The sequence below is a fragment of the Arcicella sp. GW822-FHT02H01 genome (genome assembly GCF_058802005.1).
Map to the genome: position 1 here is coordinate 1978881 of NZ_JBXANT010000001.1, position 17788 is coordinate 1996668.

General features: G+C 35.7%; 17 protein-coding genes. 12 read left to right on the top strand and 5 right to left on the bottom strand.

The features are described from left to right. Positions 1 to 89: 89 nt before the first annotated feature. Both AC1RNE_RS08375 and AC1RNE_RS08380 read right to left on the bottom strand, forming a co-directional pair. Positions 90 to 944, bottom strand: a complete 855-nt coding sequence (locus tag AC1RNE_RS08375; protein ID WP_492800562.1) for an N-acetylglucosamine kinase — start codon at positions 942 to 944, stop codon at positions 90 to 92. Positions 945 to 1019: 75 nt separating this feature from the next. Then, positions 1020 to 1250: a cytochrome b5 domain-containing protein gene (locus tag AC1RNE_RS08380; RefSeq protein ID WP_492800563.1), complete on the bottom strand. Its 231-nt coding sequence runs from the start codon at positions 1248 to 1250 to the stop codon at positions 1020 to 1022. An 88-nt stretch (positions 1251 to 1338) separates the two neighbouring features. Between AC1RNE_RS08380 and AC1RNE_RS08385 the strand changes: the two genes are divergently transcribed. Both AC1RNE_RS08385 and thiL read left to right on the top strand, forming a co-directional pair. Further along, complete coding sequence (locus AC1RNE_RS08385; RefSeq protein WP_492800564.1) at positions 1339 to 1812, top strand: hypothetical protein; 474 nt, start codon at positions 1339 to 1341, stop codon at positions 1810 to 1812. 114 nt (positions 1813 to 1926) lie between these two features. After that, the gene (thiL, locus tag AC1RNE_RS08390; protein ID WP_492800565.1) at positions 1927 to 2955 is read left to right on the top strand and encodes a thiamine-phosphate kinase; all 1029 of its coding nucleotides are present in this window, start codon (positions 1927 to 1929) and stop codon (positions 2953 to 2955) included. Positions 2956 to 3040: 85 nt separating this feature from the next. On the opposite strand, the gene AC1RNE_RS08395 is transcribed toward thiL, so the two are convergent. Then, complete coding sequence (locus AC1RNE_RS08395; RefSeq protein ID WP_492800566.1) at positions 3041 to 3931, bottom strand: geranylgeranylglycerol-phosphate geranylgeranyltransferase; 891 nt, start codon at positions 3929 to 3931, stop codon at positions 3041 to 3043. Between the two features lie 218 nt (positions 3932 to 4149). Here AC1RNE_RS08395 and bshA point away from each other — a divergent pair, with 218 nt between their 5' ends. The 5 genes from bshA (at position 4150) to AC1RNE_RS08420 (ending at position 9625) form a co-directional block, all read left to right on the top strand. Next, complete coding sequence (gene bshA, locus AC1RNE_RS08400; protein ID WP_492800567.1) at positions 4150 to 5319, top strand: N-acetyl-alpha-D-glucosaminyl L-malate synthase BshA; 1170 nt, start codon at positions 4150 to 4152, stop codon at positions 5317 to 5319. Between the two features lie 7 nt (positions 5320 to 5326). Further along, complete coding sequence (locus AC1RNE_RS08405) at positions 5327 to 6619, top strand: NAD(P)/FAD-dependent oxidoreductase (RefSeq protein WP_492800568.1); 1293 nt, start codon at positions 5327 to 5329, stop codon at positions 6617 to 6619. A 181-nt stretch (positions 6620 to 6800) separates the two neighbouring features. Next, complete coding sequence (locus AC1RNE_RS08410; protein WP_492800569.1) at positions 6801 to 7451, top strand: sterol desaturase family protein; 651 nt, start codon at positions 6801 to 6803, stop codon at positions 7449 to 7451. Positions 7452 to 7542: 91 nt separating this feature from the next. Then, positions 7543 to 8229 carry a response regulator transcription factor gene (locus tag AC1RNE_RS08415; protein ID WP_492800570.1) on the top strand — a complete coding sequence of 229 codons (687 nt, stop codon included), beginning with the start codon at positions 7543 to 7545 and terminating at the stop codon, positions 8227 to 8229. A gap of 22 nt (positions 8230 to 8251) precedes the next feature. Then, on the top strand, positions 8252 to 9625 hold the full coding sequence (locus AC1RNE_RS08420; RefSeq protein WP_492800571.1) for a HAMP domain-containing sensor histidine kinase: 1374 nt from the start codon (positions 8252 to 8254) through the stop codon (positions 9623 to 9625). Here AC1RNE_RS08420 and folK read toward each other — a convergent pair. Next, entirely contained in the window at positions 9616 to 10113 is a 498-nt protein-coding gene (folK, locus tag AC1RNE_RS08425) for a 2-amino-4-hydroxy-6-hydroxymethyldihydropteridine diphosphokinase (protein ID WP_492800572.1), read from the bottom strand. The two genes, AC1RNE_RS08420 and folK, sit on opposite strands and share 10 nt — an antisense overlap. Positions 10114 to 10243: 130 nt before the next feature. On the opposite strand from folK, the gene AC1RNE_RS08430 reads away from it, so the two are divergent. From AC1RNE_RS08430 to AC1RNE_RS08440, 3 genes are all read left to right on the top strand, one after another. Then, positions 10244 to 10798, top strand: coding sequence for a YqgE/AlgH family protein (locus tag AC1RNE_RS08430; RefSeq protein ID WP_309913475.1), 555 nt, complete (start codon positions 10244 to 10246; stop codon positions 10796 to 10798). 1 nt (position 10799) lies between these two features. Further along, a complete protein-coding gene (locus tag AC1RNE_RS08435) occupies positions 10800 to 11261 on the top strand; it encodes a hypothetical protein (RefSeq protein WP_492800573.1) in 462 nt (153 codons plus the stop codon). A 307-nt stretch (positions 11262 to 11568) separates the two neighbouring features. Next, the gene (locus AC1RNE_RS08440; RefSeq protein WP_492800574.1) at positions 11569 to 12804 is read left to right on the top strand and encodes a 3-phosphoshikimate 1-carboxyvinyltransferase; all 1236 of its coding nucleotides are present in this window, start codon (positions 11569 to 11571) and stop codon (positions 12802 to 12804) included. 359 nt (positions 12805 to 13163) lie between these two features. On the opposite strand, the gene AC1RNE_RS08445 is transcribed toward AC1RNE_RS08440, so the two are convergent. Continuing rightward, a complete protein-coding gene (locus AC1RNE_RS08445) occupies positions 13164 to 13730 on the bottom strand; it encodes a DUF6580 family putative transport protein (RefSeq protein WP_492800575.1) in 567 nt (188 codons plus the stop codon). A 181-nt stretch (positions 13731 to 13911) separates the two neighbouring features. On the opposite strand from AC1RNE_RS08445, the gene AC1RNE_RS08450 reads away from it, so the two are divergent. Both AC1RNE_RS08450 and AC1RNE_RS08455 read left to right on the top strand, forming a co-directional pair. Continuing rightward, positions 13912 to 15045, top strand: a complete 1134-nt coding sequence (locus AC1RNE_RS08450) for a 5-(carboxyamino)imidazole ribonucleotide synthase (protein ID WP_492800576.1) — start codon at positions 13912 to 13914, stop codon at positions 15043 to 15045. A gap of 399 nt (positions 15046 to 15444) precedes the next feature. Beyond that, complete coding sequence (locus AC1RNE_RS08455) at positions 15445 to 17787, top strand: PAS domain-containing sensor histidine kinase (protein ID WP_492800577.1); 2343 nt, start codon at positions 15445 to 15447, stop codon at positions 17785 to 17787. The last annotated feature ends 1 nt before the right edge of the window (position 17788 follow it).

Sequence of the window (17788 nt, forward strand, 5' to 3'; positions counted from 1 at the left end):
CGTTGAGCGTCATCTTCTGATATAGCTAAGAGCTGTCTCTTTATTTTAAACATCTAATAGCTTAGTAGAATTCATTTTTCAGTGAGGTTTTACAACTTTGATGGCTTATGATATAAGGTTAATCCTGCAATGGGACTTTCCATAATTATTCCTACGCTAAAGCCTTTTTCGATAGCCACTCTTCTAAGAATATCTGAATAATAAAAAGCGACAGAACCCGTAAAATGAACTTTGTGTTGCTGATAGTCAGGATACTTTAATAAGTATTTTTCAAAAAATAGGCTAAAGGCATCTGTTACTAATTTAAACGTAAATTGATTATTCCTATTATCAAAAATAAATTTGGAAAATGAAGCAAAGTATCTGTTCGGAAAAGGTTTCTGATAAGCATTTTCTAACACCTCCAGACGGTCTTTGGCACCGAAACGTTTTTCAAATTTTTCACGGATGTCTTGTGGCATTTCTTTGTGTAAATAACTTAATACTAATTGTTTGCCAAGATAGCCTCCACTCCCTTCATCACCTAACCAAAAACCTAAGGGCGGTACCTGAAAAGTAATATCGCTTCCATCATAAAAACAAGAATTGGAACCCGTTCCTAAAATACAGGCAATACCAGCAGTGTGTCCACACAAAGCACGTGCTGCCGCCAACATATCACTATGAACCTCAATAGATGTTACCTCAGTGAAAATTGCTTTAAAAGCCAAACGAATAATGTCTGCTTTTTCATCGTTGGTCACGCCTGTACCATAATAAAAAACCTCAGAAACTACTTGATTGTTAAGAGAAGGCAATAAATTTTTCTGTAATTCTTCAATAATAGCATCTGTCGTTTGATAATATGGATTCAGCCCAATCGTTTTGACTTGCGATACGCTTCCATTAGGAGCAATCATTCGCCAGTCTGTTTTGCTTGAGCCACTTTCTGCAATTAAAATCATTATTTCTATTTAAAATGTATTATTATAAAAATGAAATGCAACCTTTTTTTAAGTGTAGTAGTCATATAAAAGTAGCTAAATCAATTCACCCACAACAATAAATTTCTCAAAAACTTTATCAGTATGTGGTGCGTCTTTTAGTTCATCTGTTAAGTCTTGGCCAGCCCAATGTTCGTAATGTTTACCATTACGCCAAAGTCTTGAATGAGTAACATCATAAATATGACCTTTGTAGGCTACCCAGATTTCATCACGGTCTTGACCATTTCTTAACGATAGTTGAGATTTGGAGTATTTTTTTAGCATAATTATTTTTTATATATTGTATCAAATTTGCTGAAATCAATTTATTTTATCATTTTTATCTCTCAAAAATTAAAAATCTAACATGATAATGAAAAAATTAATTCTATCCCTTCCTATTCTATTTGCCTTTATCTTAGTATTAAGTAGCTGTGGTGGTAAAAATGCAGTTGAGCCTTCTGTGAAAGAAAAGCTAACAAAAACATTCACAGTAAGTATTGCTAAAGAAGCAGGTGTCGAAGTTTATAACAAAACAAAAGCAACAAACATCGAGGCTGGATATAGTTATTATAAATTAAGCTTGACTTCATCAGGTGCGGCTACATTAACTGCTAAAGATAACTCTACTTTCACAGGAAGCTGGACTTTAACGAATACAGATAAAACGTTAAGTCTTACAGGCTTGAAAAACGCAGCAGGAAGTAACCCTACAGGCACAACTGGTACGATAGAATTTACTATTGTTAGTATTGATGGTACTGGTGCTGCTGTTACGTTGGAATCTTTACAGGCTGATATAAAAGCTGGTAATAAAATTGTTAATTTACAATTAGTAAATCCTTAAACCAAACATAAATTATTGCACCGAAGCCATCCGTAACTGGGTGGCTTTTTTCTTTTCCCTAAAATATCAATCCTTCGGTTGTCTCAATCACAAAATCCAACGTAACTTTGTAGGATGGAAACAAGAACAGAATTAAGTACAATCGGAGAATTTGGCTTGATAAAGTTAATCGATTCAAAATTTCAAAACATCAATCCCGAAACCATCAAAGGCATTGGTGATGATGCTGCTATTATTGATACCGCTGGGAAAGAATTAGTAGTTTCTACTGATCTTTTGATGGAAGGCGTACATTTCGATTTAGCTTATACTCCCCTTAAACATTTAGGCTATAAGGCCGTTGCAGTGAACGTTTCTGACATTGCAGCAATGAATGCTATTCCAAAACAAATTACCGTTAGTCTAGGGTTGAGCAATCGTTTTTCAGTAGAAGCCATTGAAGAATTGTATGAAGGAATCAAGATAGCTTGTGATGAATATAAAGTAGATTTAGTAGGGGGTGATACTTCGGCGTCGCGTGCTGGTTTAGTGATTTCGATTACGGCTTTAGGGACTGCTGAAAAGAAGAACATCGTTTTAAGAAATACTGCCAAGACAAATGATATCATCTGCGTTTCGGGTGATTTAGGTGCTGCGTTGATTGGTTTACAAGCCCTTGAAAGAGAAAAACAGGTATTCTTGGCGAATCCTGATATGCAACCTCAGTTAGATAAAGACAAAGATTATGTAATAGAGCGTCAATTAAAACCGAATGCCCGAATGGATGTAATTTATGAATTGCGTGATTTAGGCGTTGTTCCAACATCAATGATTGATGTTTCAGACGGATTGGCTTCTGAGTTATTACATCTTTGTAAAAACTCGGGCACGGGTGCGGTGATTTTTGAAGATAAAATTCCAATCGACGACCAAACATATTTGGTGGCTACTGAATTGAATTTTAGTCCGATGACGGCCGCCTTGAATGGTGGCGAAGATTATGAATTGTTATTTACGGTAAAACAAGAAGACTTTGAAACCATCAAAAACATGTCTGATATTAGCTTTTTAGGCTATATGACAAACGATGTGGATGGCGTAAAACTAATGATGAAATCTGGTACATTGATTAATGTTACGTCCCCAGGTTTTGAACATTTTTAATCAACTTTAATGATGATTATTCAGAGGCTTCGTTTTAGCGAAGCCTCTTTTTATTTTATCTGGCTTAGTTATTTATAATAAAGCCCTACGCAAATATCATCGTTAGCACACCTATCAACATAATCATTTTACAGGCATTACTCAAAAAAGCAAAGTCGTCTGGTTTATCAGCATACACTAATTTATAGGTCAAAAAACCTACTGGGAACATCAGTACTAGGAAAATATAAGCTACCCGCTGATTAGGCAACTGTGCGGCTAATACAAACAAGATTGAGATAAATATTGCTATAAATCCAAAAACTAGTCTTTTTGTACGAGCAATTCCCCAAATAATGGGGAGAGTTTTGCACCCATGCAGTTCGTCACCTTTTACATCTTCCATGTCTTTAATTATTTCTCTGATTAAAGTAATAAAAAACGAAAAGGTGGCATATACCCACACTTGACGCTGATGTCCGGGATAATAAACAGCCAATACTAATAAAGAAAAACCCGTGAGGATGGCTACCATTAAATTTCCCCAAAAGGGTAATCTTTTTAATTGATTAGAATAGAGCCACAAACAAAAAACGGCAAATAAGTTTACCAAAGCTATTTTTTTATCAACCAACAAGCCCAACGCTATACCAGCACCATTAAAAAATTGGTGTATCAATAATGCCCATCTTCTTTTGATATATCGCCCAATCACCACCCTATCTGGTTTATTAACAAGGTCTATCTTAATATCGTAATAATCATTAATAATATAACCTGAGGCCGCAATTAGCACTGTAGCTAGCGATATGAGGAATAAGTTTTTTTCAACTAGAATTTCAACTAAGTGACCTAAAGAAAGAGGTTTATCACGAATTAGAAAATACCTTGTAAAGTATTGGGTAAATACGATAATTGCTAAATTCTGCCAACGGATTAGTCGACTAAAGCCCATAATTACTTGTAGATATGTTATTTTACGAGGGGTTCTCAACATTTTGTTAAAGGCTAACTTTCATGAATTAAACAGCAACAGTGGGATAAACGATTTACTCTAACAACCAAATTTATTCCATTTTCGTCCCTTAAAAAACTTTTTAGTGACTTAAAGAGATTTTTTTTTGTTTTTGTGTGTTAGTCTTTTGATAAGTCTATTCGCTAAGACTTAACTTTACATATCCACAACGTGCGGCGAACCGCTTCAATATTAGATTAATGAAAATCGGAATTGTTTGTTATCCTACTTACGGAGGTAGTGGTGTAGTAGCCACAGAATTAGGTAAGGCACTTGCTAAGGCAGGTCATGAAGTACATTTTATCACCTATTCACAACCTTCAAGGTTAGACTTTTTTAACGAAAATATCTACTATCACGAAGTGAGTGTATCAAGCTATCCACTTTTCCAATACCTTCCTTACGAATCGGCATTGGCAAGTAAGATTGTTGATGTTGTTATCAACGAAAGGCTCGATTTATTACACGTTCATTATGCGATTCCGCATGCTTCGGCAGCTTATTTGGCTAAACAAATTCTAAAATCAAAGGGTATTCATATTCCTTTTATCACCACTTTGCATGGAACAGACATTACTTTAGTAGGCAAAGACCCTTCTTTTGAGCCTGTCGTTACTTTTTCTATCAACGAGTCTGACGGCGTTACGGCAGTTTCTGAAAGTTTGAAAAACGATACTTATGACGAATTTGAAATTGTCAGCAAAATAGAGGTAATTCCTAATTTTATCGATTTAGAACGTTTTAAAAAGCTTCGTAAAGATCACTTCAAAATAGCGATTTGTCCGAATGGGGAAAAACTCTTGATGCATACCTCAAATTTTAGGAAAGTAAAGAGAATTGAGGACGTGGTACATGTTTTTCATAAAGTAAATCAGAAGATTCCCTCTAAATTACTCTTAGTTGGCGATGGTCCAGAACGTACTTCTATTGAAATGCTTTGCAGAGAATTGGGCGTACAACAAGACGTAAGGTTTTTAGGGAAATTAGATGTAATAGAGGAGGTACTTTCATTGGCAGATTTATTCTTACTGACTTCTGAAAAAGAAAGTTTTGGTTTGGCAGCCCTAGAAGCAATGGCCTGTGAGGTTCCAATCATTTCATCAGATGCTGGTGGATTGCCAGAAGTAAACATCAATGGGGTAACAGGTTATGTTTCCAAAATTGGAGATACTGACGATATGGCAAAAAATGCCATTTCAATTCTTGAAGATGACGCAGTATTAGCCAGATTCAAACATAATGCCCATGAAAGAGCTAAAGAATTTGATATTGCCAATATTTTACCCCTATATGAACGTTACTATGAAGAAGTAACAGCTAAAAGTTGGAAATTTCCACCCCAACCCTGTGCTGTGGATACCTTAAATTAACAACAGTATGCCCCTGAACATTCAAGAAAGTAATCGTAAAAGAGTAGTAATTATTGGAGCAGGTTTTGGAGGACTAAAACTAGCCCAGGAGTTAGCAGGTAGTGATGATTTTGAAGTAGTTCTGATTGACAAAAACAATTATCATCAATTTCAACCGCTGTTTTATCAAGTAGCGACTGCTGGGCTTGAACCATCAGCCATTTCATTTCCGCTTCGGTTAGCTTTTCATCATTATAACAATGTATTTGTTAGGGTAGCTACTGTAACAAAGATTATTCCTGAGCAAAATATTATTGAAACTAATATTGGAGAGCTTACTTTCGATTATTTAGTATTGGCTATTGGAGCTGACACCAATTTTTTTGGCAATAAAAATATTGAAGATAATGCTTTGCCCATGAAATCGGTAGGAGAAGCACTCGGGCTTAGGAATAGACTATTAGAAAACTTTGAAAAAGCCTTATTAGCCGACCAAGAAGAAGATAAAATCGGCTTGATGAATGTAGTAGTAGTGGGTGGCGGGCCTACTGGTGTGGAAGTATCAGGAACGCTGGCTGAAATGAAAAAAATGGTTTTGCCAAACGACTATCCAGAGTTAGATTTTGATTTGATGCAAGTGCATATTATAGAGTCGGGCACTGAATTACTAGGGCCTATGTCGGTGAATGCACAAATTAAATCAAAAGATTATCTGGAACAATTAGGCGTGATTGTTCACCTCAATACCCGAGTGACTGATTTTGATGGTAAGCACGTTTATTTTAACAATGGTACCACGATCCGAACCAACAATTTAGTATGGGCAGCGGGGGTAAAAGCGAATGTGATACAGGGTATCAAGCCAGAAGTGATGGTTCGTGGTGGAAGGTTGAAAGTGAATAGACAAAATCTGGTAGATGGCTATGAAAACATTTTTGCGATTGGTGATGTAGCCTATATGACTGAGGATAAATTTCCGAATGGTCACCCACAAGTAGCTCAACCAGCGATACAGCAAGGTGACCTATTGGCTACCAATCTAAAGAATATGCTAAAAGGAAATGCCCTAGAAGATTTTAAATACAAAGATTTAGGGTCAATGGCTACTATCGGTAGAAACAAGGCCGTCGTAGATTTACCATTTTGGCGTTTTCAAGGTTTTTTTGCTTGGCTTACATGGATGTTTGTGCACTTAATTGCTATAGTAGGCGTAAAAAACAAGGTACTGATATTTATTAACTGGTTATGGAATTATGTTACATACGACCAGTCGTTAAGATTAATTATTAAAGCTAAATCTCCTAAAAACAATCAAACATAGCGTATTGACTATTAATCATATAGGTAGATTATCATCATATTACATGACAAACGGTATTTTATTGTAAATAAAAGTTCAGTATCTTTGTCGTTATAATTCAACAAAATGATAGGTATTAAGCTCTTTATATTAAATTAATACAATTTATACGCTAACTCTCCTACTTATCGAAAATAGTATCATGGAAGCGAAAAACACAAAAATAAGACCTAAAAATAGTGGATCGAAGCAATTATTTGAGAATCCAATCTTAGAGAAATTATCCCACACGCATATTGCCATTCCTGTATCGTTATTTTTTGTTGCAGGTTTTGTATTGGGGTATTATGCCTTTACACATACAGCTTTAGAAAATTGGCTTATTGGTACTTTATTCATAGCTGGTGCTATCACATTTACATTTATTGAATATTGGGTTCATAGAAGTGTATACCACATTGAGCCTACCACTGAAGCAAGAGCTAAATTTCAATACATTGCTCATGGGGTACACCATGAATACCCAAAAGATAAAACACGTTTGGCAATGCCTCCTATCGTAGCGGTGATTGTAGCGGTGTCATTATTTTCTTTCTTTTTCGTTTTTATGGGCGAAGCAGCCTATGCTTTTTTCCCAGGGTTTATTTGGGGATATGCAGCGTACTTGTTAGTACATTATTCTGTTCATGCGTATGCGCCACCTAAAAACTTTATGAAGCAATTATGGATTAACCATGCTGTACATCACTATAAAGACGGCAATGCTGTTTTTGGTGTTTCTTCTCCGCTTTGGGATTATGTTTTTGGAACGATGGCAACGATGGATAAATCAAAAGTCTCTGAAAATCTATAAAAATATTTAATTAGTGATGGCTCCGCAAGAATTTAAGTGTCTTGCGGAGTTTTTTATTTTATCTTTGATAAAGTATTTACCTACAATATCCATGAAAATATTATTAATAGAAGATGAACCCAAAACACTCCAATCGCTTCGACAGGGATTAGAGGAAAATGGTTTTGAAGTAGATATAGCTTACGACGGACTCATCGGCAAACACCTTGCACGCAAAAATCAATATCAAATCATCGTTACTGACATCATTATGCCAGGCATTAACGGCCTTGAATTGTGCAAACAACTTCGTGAAGAAGGAGTAGTCACTCCTATTCTAATGCTTACGGCAATGGGTAGTATTCAAGAAAAATTGATGGGTTTTGATGCTGGTGCTGACGATTATTTAGTAAAGCCCTTTGATTTTCTGGAACTCATGGCACGTATCAAGGTATTAAGCAAACGTACACATGTTGCGCCATTACTTAGCAATACCAATATTTTGAGCTATAATAATTTAGAAATGAATCTGGATGCCCATTTAGTGACTAGGGCTGGTAATAAAATTGATTTAACCGCTCGTGAGTTTGCTTTGTTAGAATATCTTTTAAGAAATCAGGGGAAGGTAATTTCAAAAGCAGATATTGCCGAAAAAGTATGGGATAGTCGTTTTGAAATGGGCACAAACGTTATCGAAGTGTTTATGACGATGCTTCGCAAGAAAATTGATAAAAACTATGATACCAAACTTATCCATACCCAATATGGAGTTGGTTATGTATTAAAAGTTGAAGAGTAATTTTAAAACGTTATCATAAATTATGCAAATTAGAGCAAAGCTTACCCTACAATTTACACTTTTGGTGTCTGTAATTGTTTTGGTGATTTTTATTGTGATTTATGGTTTACGTCATAATTACGTAAAGGAAGAATTTTATAATCGTCTTACCCAAAAAGCTTCTACCTCTGCTAAATTATTAGTGACATTCAATGAAGTAAATTCTAAGTTGCTCAAGAAAATCAATCAGAATAACAGAGATGTGCTGTATCGTGAAAACCTCATTATTTACGATTATGAAAACCTAAAAGTATATTCTACCAATGATACCAGTGGGTTCAAGATTTCTTCTGAAATGCTTAATCAGGTAAGAAAAGAACGCATTTCGAGGTTTACCCAAGGAGATTTTAAGATTGTAGGTATTCTTTACAGAGACCGCTTCAATAGGGTCGTTACCATTGCAGGTGCCGTAGATTCATCAGGAGAGCGTGATTTAAAGAACTTACAAAACACCATGTTTGGCTTGTTTTTTATTGTAATTGCCGTAGTGGCTGTAACGGGTTGGTATTTTTCTGTTCGTGCCTTATCGCCTATTTCTGAGGTAATTAAACAAGTAAAGACCATTTATCCTCAAAACGTCAATCAACGCCTGACGATTCAAAACCCCAAAGATGAAATTGGGCAGTTAACTGCTACCTTTAATGAGCTACTAGAAAGAATTGGAGAGGTATTTCGTTTACAAAACTTATTTGTTTCGAATGTATCTCATGAAATGAAAAATCCTTTGATGAAAATAGGGTCTCAAATAGATGTTACGTTACTGAAAAGCAGAAGTGAAGAGCAATATTTAACAACGCTACTGTCTGTCAGACAAGATATTCGGGAGTTGGGACAATTATCAAATACTTTATTAGAGCTAGCCAAAGTAAGTGATTTGAACCACAGTCTGATGTATGATGAAGTACGTCTCGACGAAATCATCTGGGAAGCAGGGGATTTACTATTACAAGCTGAAAAAGACTATCAAGTACAGGTAAACTTCACCAGTGAGTTAGAAGAAGATACGCAACTCGTTATCCAAGGAAATGCACAATTACTCAAAACAGCTTTTGTAAATTTATTAGAAAATGGCTGTAAGTTCTCTGACAACCATTCCGTAAAAGTATGTATTCGTTTTCTGGAAAACCAAATTGAAGTACAGTTTGAAAACACAGGTGCTATGCCTCAGAAAGAAATAGCCTTAGTTTTCGAACCTTTTTATAGAAGCCAGAATACGGCCAATATCAAAGGTTATGGCGTTGGGCTGTCGTTGGTCAATCGGATTGTAAAACTTCACGGCGGTAGCATCAATGCTCATACTAACGGGAATACTACTTTTTTTACCCTCCTCCTCCCCTATTCTGTGGGTCATAAATAAGGTTTTACTTCTCCTATGTCGGCACAGAGATTGCATAATGCTGTAATACTTTTATGAAAAATTGGGTGCATAAAATCGGGGGCAATTTCTTCGAGCGGTACTAACACAAAATTTCTATCGTGCATTAACGGATGAGGAATTATAAGGGTTGGCTCATTAACAATTTGTTCTCCGTAAAAAATAATATCAATGTCAATTAACCTTGCGCCCCATTTTTCTAGTCGTACTCTTCCTAACGTTTCTTCAATCTGTTGTGTTTGTATCAACAATTCATTAGGATTCAGACTTGTAGTTACCGCAATGGCAATATTCAAATAATTAGGCTGATTATCTACTCCCCACGGTGCGGTTTCATAAAACGTTGAACGTTTGAGCACATGCCCTACCCTATTTCCAATTAATTCAATAGCATTTTCAAGAATTTCTTCTCTGTTTCCCAAATTTGAGCCTAAAAGTAGGTAAGTAGTTTGGAGATTCAGGTTTTGCATTGTATTTTTAGTTAAACTTCTTAATTAAGCTCCATAGCACTTAATCTATATCATTACAATCCTTTCAGGATATTCCTGCAAAGATTTATAAATAATCCTTAATTCACCAATAATCCTTTAAATACCTACAATGAAGAACGTCACAAAAGGCTCCATACTTATCTCAGAACCCTTTCTCAAGGATCCTAACTTCAATCGAAGTGTTGTACTTATTTGTGAACACGAAACTAACCAAGGTTCTTTTGGATTGATTCTGAATCAAGCTTCTAACCTTAATCTTGATGATGTATTAGAAGAAAATATTTATCCAGACATACCTCTTTATGTAGGGGGACCAGTTCAGCATAATACTTTGCATTATGTACACCGCCGTCCTGATATCATCGAAGGTGGCATTACTTTGATGGATGGTGTTACATGGGGGGGAAATTTCCAACAAGTAAAGAGTTTGCTTAATAATGGTGTTTTATCTCCTAGCGACATCCGCTGTTTTATTGGCTATTCGGGTTGGGAAGAAGATCAACTAGATAATGAACTCAAGAAAGACTCATGGATTGTATCAACCACTACCGCAGAAGTAATTTTTGATACGCCAATAGAAAATTTTTGGAGAACCATTCTCAAAGAGATGGGAGGTTCTTTTAAAGTATTAGCTAATTATCCTAGCGACCCTAGTTTGAACTGATATGTCTGAAAACATAAATATTCCTCAGGTTACCATTATTAATACGCGTCCCTCTGACCAACTTTTATTGCTATTAGGCAGTTTAGGAACTTTCCTCTATGTGATTTTTTTCTTGATTAGAACGGAATATCTTTCAAGCTTTCTGTGTTTATTTACTAGCATCTTTTTGATTTATAAGTACTTAGAAAACATTAAATCAAAGGCGAAAATTATTATTAGTCAAGATGGCATTCAATTAGTTGGTCAACCTTTTGTTTCTTGGGCATTTGTGCATGGTTTACAGATTCGTCCAGAAGTAAAAGATAATAATTATTCAGAAACGTTGGTTTTTACTAATAATGGACGGATTCAGGAGATTCCCATCAATACATTAGCCATTACTGCTTGGCAATTAGAAGAATTATTTAATACCTATCAAGAACGTTTTAGAGAGAGTATTGTAGAGGATGAAGAGTTAAATTAGAATTGTGAGTGATGAGTTGTGAGTGGTCTGCCGATGCGATTTATAATATTTATATACAATCCTTTAATTCACATAATATCATCGTTTATCTTACGTAGTGACAGCTACAATATTAACGCCAGCAAGTTTCGAAAAACTATTTTAATTTTATTCTTATTTCCTAGCTCTTACTTTGTACGCTGTAAAGCGTTTCTACAGAGCCTATTTTCAAGCTTTTCTTGTATCTTTGTATTCTTTAAATCCCAAAAACGAATCAGAGAAGTATATCGGGAATGATATTTTCCGAAAATAAATCAGAAATCATACATTGAAAAAGCTATTACTTCCTAAAGTACAGAAATCTTTCCAAACGGAAATACCCTTACCTTCTTCAAAATCAGAATCTAATCGTGCCTTGATTATCAATGCCTTGGCACAAGGAAAAGACAATTTATCAAATCTTGCAGAAGCCCGCGACACTCAAACGATGATGCGTTTGTTGGCTTCTGACGATGCTATTGCAGATGTGATTGATGCTGGTACTACCATGCGTTTTTTAACGGCATATTTCGCAGTAACAGGTCAACACAAAACGATGACAGGTACGCCAAGAATGTGCGAACGCCCGATTGGTATTTTGGTAGATGCCCTTCGTTCTTTGGGTGCTGATATTGAATATTTAAACAAAGAAGGTTATCCTCCTTTACAATTAAATGGATTTAGTTTCTCTGGAAACAATCATTTATCTATCAGAGGGGATGTTTCTTCACAATATATTTCTGCTATTTTAATGATTGCCCCATTGTTGCCAGAAGGATTGATTCTGACGATTACGGGAGAGTTAGGGTCTAAACCTTATATCGAAATGACAATTCAACAAATGAAAAGTTTCGGGATTACGGTAAGTCCAGATTGGGAAAATTTGACGATTACAGTACCTGCTCAAAAATATGAAGTAATTCCTTATGCCATCGAATCTGACTGGTCGGGGGCAAGCTATTGGTTTTCAATCGTTGCACTTTCTGAATTTGAAGATGCTGAATTAGAGTTATTAGGATTAAAAGAAAATTCATTACAAGGCGATTCGGTCATTACAGCTATTATGAGTCACCTAGGTGTGAAGTCTGAATATACAGGCCGTGGTTTTAAATTAACTAAAATTCCTGCTGAAAGTGCTTTAGCTTGGGACTTTACCAATTGTCCAGACCTTGCTCAAACGGTTTGTGTAGTAGCAGCAGCCAAAAATATTCCGCTTACTTTAACAGGCGTAGAATCGCTAAAAGTAAAAGAAACTGATAGAATTTATGCCTTACAAACAGAATTGGCTAAAATTGGAGCAAGTTTAGTGGAAACTGAAAAAAATCATAAATACTTATTGACTTCGAGTAATCAAAGCATTCCAGCGGGCGTATCATTCCACACTTATGATGACCACCGTATGGCAATGGCTTTTGCTCCTTTAGCTTTAATTGCAGAGGTAGAGATTGAAGAACCAGACGTAGTAGTAAAATCATACCCTTCGTTCTGGAAACACTTAGCAGCTATTGTTGACATTGAGGCGTGAAGTAGAGAGATATTATTACAAGAAAAAGTGCGGAGGAATCTGCACTTTTTCTTATTTTATGTAGTGTATATGAACCTAGATAATAAAAGCATCTTTAAACTTTCTCTACCTTTTTAATCAAAAATTAAACTAGCGTAAGCATTTTATGAAATTCCGCTGTTTGAGCGAAGCGAGTTTCGGAATTTCTTGACTTTCTTTTGTTACTTTTCTTGCGTCAAGGCAAGAAAAGTAAGGCGTAGCGAAAGGAAAGTTCTCTTTTTCGATGAAGACCAAAGAAAATTTTCAAACATTTTCTGAGCACAAAAAAATAGTGTAAAGCCAGCCTTACACTATTTTCAAAATAAGCATTATAAAATCCCTTATTGCAACTGCAACGATTTACTAGTCGATTGTGCATATTCAAAAGCACCAAACATAATGGCAGAAAAGATTAGGTTACTCATCAATGTATTTTTCAAAAATGGTAAAGCCATTGTATAGCATGATACCAATCCATCGAAAGTTTGAGGATATATTTTTCCTTCTGTCCAAACAAAGAAGTTTGATACAATAAAAAACACTAGCGTGCCCAATAAGTTAGCACCAAGTAAGTTTGTTACATTTACTTTTTTCAAAGTAACAATTCCAACTAATACCACTAAAGCAAAACTGATAAATACCGAGGCATCGAACCCAAATGAAAAAGTAGGGTACCATTGTTTGTAAAAAACGTTATTCAACACCAAGTTTGATAACCACAAAGCAAGAATAGGTACTACAAAAGCCCAATATTTTTTAGTAAAATATGCGCCACCAAATAGTGCAATAGTGCCTACTGGTGAAAAGTTTGATAAAGATGGTACGCTAACCGCTAAAAAACGAAAAGCAGTAGCTACTAAAATAATAGCAACCAAAATACCAAAACGAAGATTTATTGAATTTTTCATAAATTTTTCTCCAAAATTTCCCCTCTAATTTATTTAGAGTACACAAATTTACTAAGGTTTACAGATTTCAACGTAATTTTGTGAAAAATTAAAAAAAGGTAAGGATACTACGACAAAATAAACAAGCTTTTTTTTCAAGTTTTGCGACTAATTGTTGGTATCTTTTCCCTACAGCCATCCAATGTTTTCTAAAAATTTCAAATTAGGTTTATTAGGAGGCGGTCAGTTAGGACGAATGTTACTTCAGGCCGCTATCGATTTAGATATTCATGTAAAAGCACTTGACCCTGACCCTGATGCTCCTTGTGCTAAAATTGCACCAGAGTTTGTTGTGGGGTCGTTTCTTGATTATGACACTGTTTACAAGTTTGGACAAGACTGTGAAGTAATTACGATTGAAATCGAGAATGTTAATCTAGAGGCTTTAAAAAAACTTCGTTCAGAGGGTAAAAAAGTATTCCCTCAACCTGAAGTATTAGAAATCATTCAGGATAAACGCATTCAGAAACAATTTTATTTAGATAATAATCTGCCTACTTCTGATTTTATTCTGACAGATTCAGTAGAAGAAATAAGCAAAAATCTTGATTTCTTACCTGCTTTCAATAAATTAGGCAAAGGGGGATATGACGGAAGAGGCGTACAAAAACTAAGTTCTGAGATTGATTTACCTTTGGCCTTTACAGAACCAAGTTTACTAGAAAAAGCCATCGACTTTGATAAAGAGATAGCCGTAATCGTAGCAAGAAATGAACATGGCGAAATCAAGACTTTCCCAACAGTAGAATGTGTGTTTCATCCTGTGCATAATCTGGTTGAATACCTTTTCGCCCCTGCGGCTGTGAATGAAAGTATTCATGAGGAAGCAAAACAAATTGCGATAGAAACTGCCGAAAAATTAGGGATTGTTGGCTTATTGGCAGTTGAAATGTTTTTGACGAAAGATGGTAAGATTCTTATTAACGAAGTAGCGCCACGTACACATAATAGCGGACATCATACTATTAGGGCAAATCATACTTCTCAGTTTGAGCAACATCTTAGGGCTGTTTTAGGCCTGCCATTAGGCGATACTACTGCGCATTCAAAAGCAGCGATGGTGAACTTATTGGGTGAAGATAATTACACTGGCGAAGCAAAATATGTTGGCATGGATGAGGCTTTAGCAATAGCAGGCGTCTATCCATTTTTGTATGGTAAAAAAATCACAAAGCCATTCCGTAAAATGGGACATGTAACGGTAGTAGACGAAGACTTGACTTCTTTAAAAGAAAAAGTGAAAGCTGTAAAAGAAACACTTAAAGTGATTGCTTAATATTTGCAATAGTAGAGCAACATGATAGGTAGTATTTGTACAAGACGAATATATTTGTTGGAATACTTCACCTCTTGTATCGTCTAATCATGATTCGAAGGAAAATTCCTTCGAATTTTTTGTTTTTGTAATATTTAAACTTCTAAAATTTTCTGCTAATTTGCTGTAAAGTTGTGTATTGAATTGTTTGTGTGAGAGCTATAATTGAGTGCTCTTTAGAATATTGCACACTTTTTCTTATTACTTATCCAAATACCCTGCTAATTAATATCTTAAAACTTTATCTGAAAAAATCTGGTTTATTCGGCAGAGTTGATTTGCAATGAATATACAAACCGCTTATTATCTATAGTTAACTCATCATAGTGATAATACTTTCCAAAGACATATTTTATAACAATGGAATTAACTGACAACAAAGACCTTTTCCAAACTATTTTTGATTCTGCTCCCAATGGGATTGCCCTGATGCAATGTATGTATAATGAAAAAGGTAGGGTTGAAGATTTTACAATATTACTTTTTAATGCATATACGCTTAACTGGATTGGCGATATTGATTATAAAGATAAGCGGTTTGGCGATGTTTTCCCTATGGTAAAACAAACCGACATTCTTGAAAAGTTTATTGAGGTTGCAGAAACGGGTATTACTGCTAGGTTTGAACGTTATTATACAGGAGAAGGGATGAAGCACTGGTTTCATTTTACAGCCGTAAAACAGAGAGAACTACTAGTAGTAACAACAGAAGATATTACAGAGCGGAAACATTCAGAGATAACCCTCAACAATGCTTTAGAGATTACCGAAAAGCAAAAACGACTGTACGACTCCATTACGGATAACACACCCGACCTAGTGTATGTTTTTGACCTTGATTACAGATTTAGTTATGCTAATAAGGCACTTCTTACGATGTGGGGTAAAAGTGCAGAAGATGCCATAGGTCGTGGACTTCGCGAAAATGGCTACGAAGAATGGCATGCACAGATGCATGAGCGAGAAATTGACGAGATAATTTCCACAAAAAAATCAATCCGTGGAACTGTTTCCTTTCCGCATGCTGAACTTGGAAGTCGAATTTATGACTATATTCTCGTGCCAGTCTTAAATCAAGATGGTCAGGTAGAAGCTATTGCAGGTACGACCCGTGACATCACTGAGATAAAGCGTATTGAGGAAAGACTTCAGCAAAGTGAAAATCGTATCCGTAGCATGATTGATCAGACACCTGCTCCCACATTAGTGCTTATGGGTGATGATTTGGTTATTGAGCAAATCAATAAATCTATGCTTGAAATGATTGGTTTTGGAGAAGAAGTGATTGGCACTCCCTTACTTTCCAATATGCCTGAACTAGCCAATCAATATATTTGGAAACAGGTTATAAAGGTTTATAGGGAAGGTACGCCTTTTGACCAATTCGAAGTACTGGTGCCTCATAAACGCACTGGAGTATTAAAAGATTATTATTATAATATTGCCTATCGCCCACTAAAGGAAGAAGACAAGATTATTGGGATGATTCAGGTAGCTATAGACGTAACTGAACAGGTAACAGCGCGAAAAAAACTGGAAGAAAGTGAAGAAGACCTTCGTAATATGGTCTTAAATTCTCCTGTCGGGATTTGCTTGATGGATGCCAATACCTTGGTCAGTGAGATTGTGAATGATAAATTTGTCGAAATAGCTGGTAAACCATACGAATCTATTTTTAATAAAAAATATTGGGATACTTTCGCTGAAGTGGCTTCCACTTACGAAGCTCCTCTACAGGAAGTCGTTGATACTGGAAAACCTTTCTATGCAAATGAAGCCGAACTCATGCTTATAAGACATGGAAAAGAGGAGATAATTTATGTTACATTTATTTATGAGGCGATGAAAGATTCGACTGGTGCGGTAAAGAAAATTGTGGTATGGGTATTAGACAATACGCTACAGGTACAAGCCAGACGAAAAGTAGAGGAAAGTGAAATTCGTTATAAAATATTGTCTGGAACATTAGAACAGCAAGTTACCAAACGTACTCTGGAATTACAGCGCTCTAACGAAGATCTCCAACAGTTTGCCCATGTTGCTTCACACGACCTTAAAGAACCGATAAGAAAAATAAAGACCTTCACAGGCAGGTTGGAAGACCACCTCCGCCAAAAGTTAGATGATACAGGAATGCGATTTATGCAAAGAATCCATGTTGCTACTGATCGTATGTTCGCAATGATTGATGGCGTATTAGCCTACTCAACTATCAATGCGATAGAACAAAAGGCGGAATCCGTTAATCTGAATGAAGTGATTCGAAATATTGAGACCGATTTGGAAGTTGCCTTACAAAAGACAAGTGGAACAATTGAGTATCAAAACCTTCCTACAGTAGAAGGTGCTATGGTACTGCTTTACCAACTTTTTTATAACCTCATCAACAACTCAATCAAGTTTGCGAAAACTGGTATACCTCCACATATATCAATATCTTCAGCAATGGATAATCAAGACTTTTGTCGTATTACGGTGACAGATAATGGCATTGGTTTTAAACCTGAGTACGCAGTGCAAATATTTGAAACGTTTACCCGCCTAAATTCAAAAGATGATTATGAAGGTACAGGTTTAGGATTATCGCTTTGTAAGAAAATTGTAGAGCGTCATGGTGGCGATATTATTGCAATTGGCAGTTTAGACAAAGGAGCTACATTTGTTATAACACTTCCATTAAAACAAAAAGAAATAGGTATTTAGA

Bases quoted from the DNA above. Each gene is read 5' to 3' on its own strand.
- AC1RNE_RS08375 (WP_492800562.1), bottom strand. From the start codon at position 944: ATGATTTTAATTGCAGAAAGTGGCTCAAGCAAAACAGACTGGCGAATG.
- AC1RNE_RS08380 (WP_492800563.1), bottom strand. From the start codon at position 1,250: ATGCTAAAAAAATACTCCAAATCTCAACTATCGTTAAGAAATGGTCAA.
- AC1RNE_RS08385 (WP_492800564.1), top strand. From the start codon at position 1,339: ATGAAAAAATTAATTCTATCCCTTCCTATTCTATTTGCCTTTATCTTA.
- thiL (WP_492800565.1), top strand. From the start codon at position 1,927: ATGGAAACAAGAACAGAATTAAGTACAATCGGAGAATTTGGCTTGATA.
- AC1RNE_RS08395 (WP_492800566.1), bottom strand. From the start codon at position 3,931: ATGTTGAGAACCCCTCGTAAAATAACATATCTACAAGTAATTATGGGC.
- bshA (WP_492800567.1), top strand. From the start codon at position 4,150: ATGAAAATCGGAATTGTTTGTTATCCTACTTACGGAGGTAGTGGTGTA.
- AC1RNE_RS08405 (WP_492800568.1), top strand. From the start codon at position 5,327: ATGCCCCTGAACATTCAAGAAAGTAATCGTAAAAGAGTAGTAATTATT.
- AC1RNE_RS08410 (WP_492800569.1), top strand. From the start codon at position 6,801: ATGGAAGCGAAAAACACAAAAATAAGACCTAAAAATAGTGGATCGAAG.
- AC1RNE_RS08415 (WP_492800570.1), top strand. From the start codon at position 7,543: ATGAAAATATTATTAATAGAAGATGAACCCAAAACACTCCAATCGCTT.
- AC1RNE_RS08420 (WP_492800571.1), top strand. From the start codon at position 8,252: ATGCAAATTAGAGCAAAGCTTACCCTACAATTTACACTTTTGGTGTCT.
- folK (WP_492800572.1), bottom strand. From the start codon at position 10,113: ATGCAAAACCTGAATCTCCAAACTACTTACCTACTTTTAGGCTCAAAT.
- AC1RNE_RS08430 (WP_309913475.1), top strand. From the start codon at position 10,244: ATGAAGAACGTCACAAAAGGCTCCATACTTATCTCAGAACCCTTTCTC.
- AC1RNE_RS08435 (WP_492800573.1), top strand. From the start codon at position 10,800: ATGTCTGAAAACATAAATATTCCTCAGGTTACCATTATTAATACGCGT.
- AC1RNE_RS08445 (WP_492800575.1), bottom strand. From the start codon at position 13,730: ATGAAAAATTCAATAAATCTTCGTTTTGGTATTTTGGTTGCTATTATT.
- AC1RNE_RS08450 (WP_492800576.1), top strand. From the start codon at position 13,912: ATGTTTTCTAAAAATTTCAAATTAGGTTTATTAGGAGGCGGTCAGTTA.
- AC1RNE_RS08455 (WP_492800577.1), top strand. From the start codon at position 15,445: ATGGAATTAACTGACAACAAAGACCTTTTCCAAACTATTTTTGATTCT.